Below are 8631 nucleotides of genomic sequence, written 5' to 3' on the forward strand. Positions count from 1 at the left end.
GAAGGTGTCGGCCCAGCCCTGCGAGTGAAAGGTGGCCGGGCCCGTGGTCCCCGCGAAGTAGAGCGTGACCGTGACCGACTCCAGCCTCTTCAGGTTCAGCACGGACGGGTCACTGCGAAGCTCGCCGTGAGCCGGTATCCGGGTCGACCGTCCGCCGTTGAAGGTGAGGTGGCGGACCGACCCCTTCTCGACCGCTGCCCCCTCTGCGGTGCGGGCGATCGTCGCACCGGTGATCTGCAGTGGCGAGGTGCCGTACGCGTTGGAAAGCCGGATTCTGGCCAGGCTGCCGCCCTTGGTGACGCGGACGACTTGGCGTACGGACTGGTGGGAGAAGCCTTCCTGCGACCAGTTGGGTGTGAAGCCGGTGCTGGGCAGCTGGGGAGAGGCGCCCCAGGACGCCGCCCAGGCGGCAGGTGTTGCCTCGACCGGAGCCGCCAGGATGCCGAAGGCGAGGGATCCGGCGAAGAGAGGTGCGGCGATGCGGCGCACGTAGGGGGTACCCACGACCACTCCTAATGGGAGTCAGGTTCCGTTAAGTGAGGGAACCGTAACAGGTCGATGCCCCTAATGGAACCATGGGACCGTTTGTGAGGTGGATCCGCCGACGCCACGGCGCCTACCACCGCGAGGACGCGACTTGCGCGCCTCCGGCGGACCGCGGCGGCGGTCGTGGTGCCGACCTGCAGGGCCGCAGGCCGGCGACGACATGCTCGAACCAACCCGACTTTCGCGGCGGCGGGTGGGGTGACCGTGGCCAGGCGGTGTCGCCGAGGGCACCACGCCGAGCCGCGCATTCATAGCGGGGAACGCAAGCGGTCAGCCCCAGACCGGAGCCGAGAAGACGCTGGCCGAGCTGTAACCGGAGTGCGGGAGTGCGGGCCAGCCCGCGGGCTCGGACTGGGTGCGGTGGAAGTCTGCGGCCACGAGCGTCGCCAGGTTGAAGTACGCCTCGCGAGTCTGCGCCTTCATCTTGTCCAGGTCGATCTCCGCTCCCGCCGAGAGGTGTTCGTCGAAGGGGACCACCACCACACCCCGGCAACGAGCACGGAAGTGGGCCACCACGTCGTTCAGTTTGACGATCTTGCTGGTCTTGCGCGGTTCGGACACCACGGTGATGCTCCGCTGGACCAGGTCCGCGTATCCATGGGCGTTGAGCCAGTCCAGGGTGGTGCTCGCACTGGCAGCGCCGTCCACGCTGGACGTGGCGACGACGATCAGTTGATCGGCAAGGGCCAGGACGCCGCCCATGGCGCTGTGGAGCAGGCCGGTGCCGGAGTCCGTGAGGATGATCGGGTAGTGCTGCCCGAGGCAGCCGACGACCTGACGGTAGTCTTCGTCGTTGAACGCCGTGGAGAGGGAGGGGTCCACGTCGTTGGCGAGAACCTCCAGGCCGCTCGGGGACTGGGACGTGTAGCGCCGCACCGCCATGTAGTTGGGCAGGTTCGGGAGATCGGCGACCAGGTCACGGATGGTCGCATTCGTCTCCCGGCGCACCCGGCGGCTGAGCGTGCCGGCGTCGGGGTTGGCGTCGATCGCCACTACCCGGTCCTGTCGCTCGGTGGCGAGCGTCGCGCCCAGGGCGGTGGTCGTGGTGGTCTTGCCGACTCCGCCCTTCAGGCTGATGACGGCGATCTTGTAGCAGTCCATCACCGGGGTGTGGAGTACCGCCAGCTTCTGCTGCCGTACTCGTTCGGCGCTCTTTCCGCCGATGCGCAGCTTCTTCAGACTGTTTCGCATGCCGGTCCTGTTGCGCAGGAGGCGGTCGGCCGAGAGCTCGACCGATGAGCTGTGCCCCAACGCGCTGCCATGCCCCGGGAGCCCGAGTGCCGCGGGGGCGTAGGTCGGTGCCGCCCGGTGGTGGATCGGTGGACCATCGGCGAACCGTGACGGCTGCGTAGCCCCGGTGTACGGGCGTGACAAGGGAGCCGCACCCGGATGAGCGGCTGCGGACCCGTTGGTGGAAGGCTGCAGTCCGAATTCGCCGGGCGCAAGCGCGTCGGTCGACCGGACCAACGGCCGGGATTCCCTCGAAGCGGCGACCTGGGGCTCGCCGGTGGCATACCGATCCGCCGGCCTGTGGCCTCCGAATGCGTCCGCTCTGTCTTCCTCCCCCTCAGGGGCGGGGCTGCCGGTGCTGATGTCACGGTCATTTGTCATACTGTTCAGTCCTTTCGATGATCTGGAAGAGCTCTTGGGGACCGCCTCGGCGCGTCGGCGGCGGGATGTTTCGGCCATCGATTTACCGTGTTGTTCTGGTTGGCGAGGCGCTTCTTCACGGGGGCGGTCCTCGACATCAGACACAGACAGCTCCGGTCGGCCGGCAGGAAGGCATTTCTGGACCTCAGCACCAATATCCTTCGGCCGGTCGGCACCTGCCGCAGGAACATCAGGGGGCCGGAAGCCGTGCAAGCGGGCCGGGGTTCCTTGGCTGGACGGAAGGAGCTCGGGAGCGTCAGCACCCTTTGTCCCGAGAGCCTTCATGCTTCGAAGCTGCGACGAATTGGCCACCGCGCGGACATTTCTTCGAACCAGCATGCCGTTTTGGTCGATCGACAATTCATGCTCTATAAACTGTTCTACGGTCAGTACCTGCTTCTCCCTGCTCGGGGGCCGCGGCGGCTGCCTCCAGGCCATGGTCTGCCCGTGGCCGCCCCACTCGCGCGCCGACAGCGCGCGGCGTTCGGCGGCTTCCATGGCCTGCTGGACGTCCGGCGGGATCTCGATCCGGCTCCGCACCCGGTAGCGGCCGGTCGCCAAATCATCCGCGCACTGCAACTGGACCTTCAGAGGGCCTACGAAGGTGTAGTGCTGCGACTCGGCGTACTCGCGTACCTTCTCGACCAGCTCCTCGCCGAGCATCACCAGGCACGTGCTGTGCAATGCGTGATCGTCGGTGTTCAGCTCGATGACAAAGCCGTTGGGTACGACAGTGCGGTCGTGGCTCCAGATTCTGGCATTGACGTCACACTCGCGCCGGAGCGCGCCGACGAACTCCAAGGGCTGCACCGCAGACTTGAAAGCTTTGGCGAAGGCGCCGTTGACCCAGGATTCGAAGCGCTGTTCCAGCTTGTTCAGCGTTCCCACTGTCAGCCTTCCAGTACGGATCGCCCTCCATTTGAGCGAATGTGCGTTCACTGACTGGATCCTTTTTAGCCAGATTTCGCCCGTTACTGCGCTGTGTCGCCGCGATTCACTCGATCGTCCCCGCAGTCGCCCGCTTCGGCCGATTCCGGGTCCGACGAGCCGGCGCGAAACCCGCGTGCGACGGGGCTGAGTCATGCCGGGGTGGCCCGTCGGTAAGGCCCCGAGTCGGTTTCCTTCGGTCGCTGTCGGGCGCCCCGGACCCGGGATCGTGACCGGAGCGGCCCTCGTCGGACCGGTTGGGGCGTCCGAGCGGCGGGTCGACTGTGCGAGTTGTACCTTGCAACCGGCTTCAGGCCTGCTCGGAGGTTCCTTTCTCGGTCCGGACCAGTGCTCGACCGGAACGTGGGCCTGCCCGCAGGCCACGGCATCGCACGCCGGCGCCGGCCCGGGGGCGATACTTCCGCGCGTCAGGTCGGCTGCCAGGCTTTGGCGAGCGCGGATGTGGTGAGGACGTCCTCGGGACGGCCCCGTGCCGCCAGGCGACCGTCGCGCAGCAGGAGACATGTGTCCGCCGAGCGTGCGGCCCCCAGGTCGTGCGTGGCGTGGACGACCGTCACGCCGTCGGTGACCAGCTCCGCCAGGACCGCCGTGATCCGGTCCCTGGCTTCCGGGTCGAGCCCTGTGGTCGGCTCGTCCAGGAGCAGCAGGTCCGACGCCTGCGCCAACCCCTGTGCGATCAAGGCGCGCTGCCGCTGCCCGCCCGACAGCTCGCCGAGCTGACGCGTGGCGAGGTTGCCGATGCCCAGCCGGTCGAGTGCGGTGTCCACCTTTGCGTGGTCACGCCGGGTCAGCCGGCGCCAGGGGCCGCGGTCGCCCCAGCGCCCCATCTCCACGGTCTGCCGGACGGTCAGCGGCAGGGCGTCGCCGACAGCGCCGCGCTGGGGGACGAAAGCGGGAGGCTGATCGCTTTCGTGGCGGAGGTCTCCCGATGTCGGGTCGATCACGCCCGCGAGCACCCCGAGCAGCGTCGACTTCCCGCTGCCGTTCGGACCGACGAGTGCCGTTGTGGCCAACGCCGGTATGGATGCGCTGAGTTCATGGAGGACTGGACGGCCTGGATAGCCGGCGCACAGCTCGGTGAGGTGGATGCGTGTCGTCCGGTCCCGAGATTCGGCGGGCGAGGAGCGGGGTTTGTTGAACATGATTTTCATTGTAGTGTCGCCGCATGGAGTGGTTGACGGCACCGTTCGAAGTGACCTTTGTGCAGCGAGCCCTGTGGGGCGGAATCCTGGTGTCCGCCATCTGCGCGCTGGCCGGAACCTGGGTGGTGCTCAGGGGAATGGCCTTCCTCGGGGACGCCATGTCCCACGGGCTCCTGCCGGGAGTCGCGTTGGCCGCACTGTTCGGCGGGAACCTGCTCGTCGGAGCGGTGGCGAGCGCGGTGGTGATGACAGCGGGCGTGACCGTGCTGGGGCGCACTCCGAGGCTCTCCCAGGACACCGGGATCGGCCTGTTGTTCGTGGGCATGCTCTCGCTCGGCGTCATCATCGTGTCGCGCTCGCAGTCCTTCGCCGTGGACCTGACCGGCTTCCTGTTCGGTGACGTCCTCGCCGTCCGTGAGCAGGACCTGTTCCTGCTGGGAGCGGCGCTGCTGGTGGCGCTGGGCGTCTCGGCCCTCGGCCACCGGGCCTTCCTCGCCCTGACGTTCGACCCGCGAAAGGCCCGGACGCTCGGGCTGCGCCCGCGTCTCGCGCACGCCGTACTGCTTGCCCTGCTGGGCCTCGCGATCGTCGCCTCGTTCCACATCGTGGGGACGCTGCTCGTCCTCGGCCTGCTCATCGCCCCTCCGGCGGCTGCGCTGCCCTGGGCGCGCAGCGTCCGCGGGGTCATGGTGCTCGCCGCACTCATCGGCATCACCGCCACCTTCGGCGGGCTGCTGCTGTCCTGGCATCTGAGCACCGCCGCCGGCGCCACCGTCGCGGCCCTCGCTGTGAGCCTGTTCTTCCTCTCCCACCTGGCATCCGGCCTGCGCCACCGCCGCGCGCGCCCTGCCGCCCCTGCCGTCCCGACAGCCAACTGAAGGAAACCTGTGGCGATCGTCCTGACCGTCCGAAGAAACGTCACTCCGTGGGCCTCGGCCGCACTGGTGCTCACCGCGCTGCTCGCCACGAGTTGCGCGGGGCAGACCGCCGACGAGTCCGCACCGGAGGCGAGTTCCTCCGCCGACACTCCGCACGGCTACGTCGAAGGAGCCGAAGAAGCCGCCGAGCAGCAGTCCCGCCTGCTGCTCAACGACCCCGGCAGTGGTGACAGCCGGGTGCTCGACCTCATGACCGGCAAGGTGCACCGGACGGCTCAGGTGGCGGACACCGCACAGCTGAACACGGACGGCCGCTTCGGCTACCTCCACACCCCCCAGGGCGCGCACGTGCTCGACAGCGGTGCGTGGACGGTGGACCACGGCGACCATGTGCACTACTACCGCGCGGCGATACGTGACGTCGGCCGCCTCCCCGCGGGCCCGGGCGCGCAGGTCCGCAGCGACGCGACCGTGACCGCGGTCACGGACAAGGACGGCCGAACCGAACTCTACGACCGCACGAAGCTGGAGAAGGGCAGCATCAGTTCGCTCCCTTCGCTCCCTTCGCTTCCCGGGACGCACACCGGTGCCGTCGTACCGTACGCGGAACACCTGCTTGCCCTCACGAACCGGAGCGGAACGGCGAAGGTCTCGGTGTACGACCGCGAGGGCCGGCCCGTCGCGTCCCCGGACGTCGAGTGCGAGGATCCGCGAGGCGACGCCGTCACCCGTCGCGGAGTGGTCCTCGGATGCGCCGACGGCGCCCTGCTCGTGCGCGAGATGGACGGCGCCTTCACCGCCGACAGGATCCCGTACGGCGACGACGCCCCCGCAGCCGAGCGTGCCGCCGTGTTCCGGCACCGGCCCGGCAGCGACACCCTCACCGCACCGGCCGGGAACGAGGCCGTGTGGGTCCTGGACGTCACGGACCGCGCCTGGAAGCGGGTGGAGACCGGGCCCGTCGTCGCGGCCGGCACCGCCGGGGAGGGTTCTCCGCTGCTGGTCCTGGAGACCGACGGGGCGCTGCACGGCTACGACATCGCCACCGGCAAGCAGATCTCCCGTACCGAACGTCTGCTGACGGGCCCTCAGCGGACCGGCGCCGACAAGAACGCACCCGTGATCGAGGTCGACCGGAGCCGCGCCTATGTCAACGACCCCGAGGGCAAACGGGTGTACGAGATCGACTACAACGACGACCTGCGCGTCGCGCGCTCCTTCGACGTGGACATCGAGCCGCACCTGATGGCGGAGACCGGACGATGAGGTCCACGGGAAAGGCTGGGGCGACGCAGCGCGCAAGGGTACGGGTCGCACGGCTGCGCAGCCTGCTCATGGGCCTGCTCGCCCTGACCACGGCCGCGGCAGGAAACGCCTGCACCACCGGTGGCGATCAGCCCCGCATCGTGGTGACCACCAACATCCTCGGCGACATCACGCGCGAGATCGTCGGCGACGAGGCCGACGTCACCGTCCTGATGAAGCCCGACGCGGACCCGCACTCCTTCGGCCTGTCGGCCGTGCAGGCCGCTGAGCTGGAGCGCGCCGACCTCGTGGTCTTCAACGGTCTGGGCCTGGAGGAGAACGTGCTGCGGCACGTGGACGCCGCCCGCGATTCCGGGGTGGCCACCTTCGAGGCGGGCAAGGCCGTCGACCCGCTCACCTTCCGTGCGGGCGACGACGGCGGACCGGGAGAGGAGGCCGGGCAACTCGACCCGCACTTCTGGACCGACCCGGACCGGGTACGCAAGGCATCCGGTCTGATCGCCGACCAGGTCGTCGAACATGTCGACGGCGTGGACGACGGCGCCGTACGCGCGAACGCCGCCCGCTACGACAAACAGCTGGCCGACCTCACCACCTGGATGGAGAGGTCTTTCGACCGGATCCCCGAGGACAACCGCGCCCTGGTGACCAACCACCACGTCTTCGGTTACCTCGCCGACCGCTTCGGCCTCCATGTGGTCGGGGCGGTCATCCCCAGCGGCACGACACTCGCCTCACCCAGCTCCTCCGATCTGCGCACGCTCACCCGGGCCATGGAGGAGGCAGGGGTACGGACCGTGTTCGCCGACTCCTCCCAGCCCAAGAAGCTGGCGGAGGTGCTGCGCACGGAACTGGGCGGTCACGTGCGCGTGGTCGCGCTGTACTCGGAGTCGCTGACCGAGAAGAACGAGGGCGCCGGCACCTACCTGCAGATGATGCGTGCCAACACCACCGCCATGACCGACGGCCTGACCGGCGGCTGAATCCAGTTCTGCCCACGCGGAGACCGGCCGGCCCGGCCCGTCCCGCATCGTCCGCCGCCACCTCGCGGCCAGCAAAGGAACAAGACCGATGAACAAGTCGATACGCAACAGATCTCTCACGGGAACGGCACTCGCCCTGGCGGTGTCCACGGTCCTGGCAGCCTGCGGAGGGGAGGGCGCCTCCTCGTCCGACACGAAGTCGAAGGACACGTCGAACGCCACACCCGCCGACGTGGTCAAGGACCCGCTCGTCGCCACTTATGACGGTGGCCTGTACATCCTCGACGGCGAAAACCTCGAGCTCACCAGGACCATCGAGCTGCCCGGCTTCAACCGCGTCAATCCCGCCGGAGACGACGACCACGTCGTCGTCTCCACCGATAGCGGCTTCCGCGTGCTGAACGCCACCGGACAGGCGCTCACCGACATCGAGTACGCAGGCGCCAAGCCCGGCCATGTCGTCCGCCACGCCGGGAAGACCGTCCTCTTCACCGACGGCACCGGGAAGGTCGACGTCTTCGATCCCGCCGAGTTGAGCTCAGGAGAGAAGCCGGAAGGCCGCACCTACACCTCGGCCGAGGCCCACCACGGCGTCGCCATCGAACTGAGCAACGGCCAACTCCTCAGCACCCTCGGCACCGAGGAGAAGCGCACCGGCGCCCTTGTCCTGGACGAGAAGAACAAGGAGACCGCACGCAACGAGAATTGTCCCGGCGTCCACGGCGAAGCCGCGGCCCGGGGCGAGGCCGTCGCCGTCGGCTGCGAGGACGGCGTCCTGATCTACAAGGACGGAAGGTTCACCAAGGTCGACGCCCCTGACGACTACGGGCGGATCGGCAATCAGGCCGGCAGCGAGCAGTCCCCGGTCCTCCTCGGCGACTACAAGACCGACCCCGAAGCGGAACTGGAGCGGCCGACCCGGGTCTCCTTGATCGATACCGAGACGGCGAAGCTCCGCCTCGTCGAGCTGAGCACCAGCTACTCGTTCCGCTCGCTCGCCCGGGGACCGCACGGCGAAGCACTCGTCCTCGGCACCGACGGTGCCATCCACGTCATCGATCCGGATACCGGCAAGGTGGAGAAGAAGATCCCCGCGGTGGGCAAGTGGGAGGAACCGCTGGACTGGCAACAGCCCCGGCCCACCCTCTTCGTCCGCGATCACACCGCGTACGTCTCCGAACCCAGCAGGAGTTCCCTGCACGCCATCGACATCGAATC

6 protein-coding genes and 1 pseudogene are annotated in these 8631 nt (G+C 68.6%); 4 read left to right on the forward strand and 3 right to left on the reverse strand.

The features are described from left to right. The 3 genes and pseudogenes from ACFWFI_RS37720 to aztA form a co-directional block, all read right to left on the reverse strand. Window positions 1-504, reverse strand: a pseudogene (locus ACFWFI_RS37720) (SGNH/GDSL hydrolase family protein); the annotation flags it as partial. A 312-nt stretch (window positions 505-816) separates the two neighbouring features. Continuing rightward, window positions 817-3135, reverse strand: coding sequence for an FhaA domain-containing protein (locus ACFWFI_RS37725; RefSeq protein ID WP_387399500.1), 2319 nt, complete (start codon window positions 3133-3135; stop codon window positions 817-819). 416 nt (window positions 3136-3551) lie between these two features. Further along, window positions 3552-4295 carry a zinc ABC transporter ATP-binding protein AztA gene (aztA, locus tag ACFWFI_RS37730; protein ID WP_387399502.1) on the reverse strand — a complete coding sequence of 248 codons (744 nt, stop codon included), beginning with the start codon at window positions 4293-4295 and terminating at the stop codon, window positions 3552-3554. Between the two features lie 14 nt (window positions 4296-4309). Here aztA and aztB point away from each other — a divergent pair, with 14 nt between their 5' ends. The 4 genes from aztB to aztD form a co-directional block, all read left to right on the forward strand. Then, window positions 4310-5164, forward strand: coding sequence for a zinc ABC transporter permease AztB (gene aztB / locus ACFWFI_RS37735; RefSeq protein WP_387399503.1), 855 nt, complete (start codon window positions 4310-4312; stop codon window positions 5162-5164). A 9-nt stretch (window positions 5165-5173) separates the two neighbouring features. After that, a complete protein-coding gene (locus tag ACFWFI_RS37740; protein ID WP_387399505.1) occupies window positions 5174-6430 on the forward strand; it encodes a hypothetical protein in 1257 nt (418 codons plus the stop codon). After that, window positions 6427-7413, forward strand: coding sequence for a zinc ABC transporter substrate-binding protein AztC (aztC, locus tag ACFWFI_RS37745; RefSeq protein ID WP_387399506.1), 987 nt, complete (start codon window positions 6427-6429; stop codon window positions 7411-7413). Before ACFWFI_RS37740 ends, aztC begins: the two co-directional genes overlap by 4 nt. Window positions 7414-7501: 88 nt before the next feature. Then, a partial coding sequence (gene aztD, locus ACFWFI_RS37750) for a zinc metallochaperone AztD (RefSeq protein ID WP_387399508.1) occupies window positions 7502-8631 on the forward strand: 1130 nt, incomplete at its 3' end.

The sequence above is a fragment of the Streptomyces sp. NPDC060209 genome, from assembly GCF_042728155.1.
GTDB lineage: Bacteria > Actinomycetota > Actinomycetes > Streptomycetales > Streptomycetaceae > Streptomyces.

Bases quoted from the DNA above. Each gene is read 5' to 3' on its own strand.
- aztA (WP_387399502.1), bottom strand. From the start codon at position 4,295: ATGAAAATCATGTTCAACAAACCCCGCTCCTCGCCCGCCGAATCTCGG.
- aztB (WP_387399503.1), top strand. From the start codon at position 4,310: ATGGAGTGGTTGACGGCACCGTTCGAAGTGACCTTTGTGCAGCGAGCC.
- aztC (WP_387399506.1), top strand. From the start codon at position 6,427: ATGAGGTCCACGGGAAAGGCTGGGGCGACGCAGCGCGCAAGGGTACGG.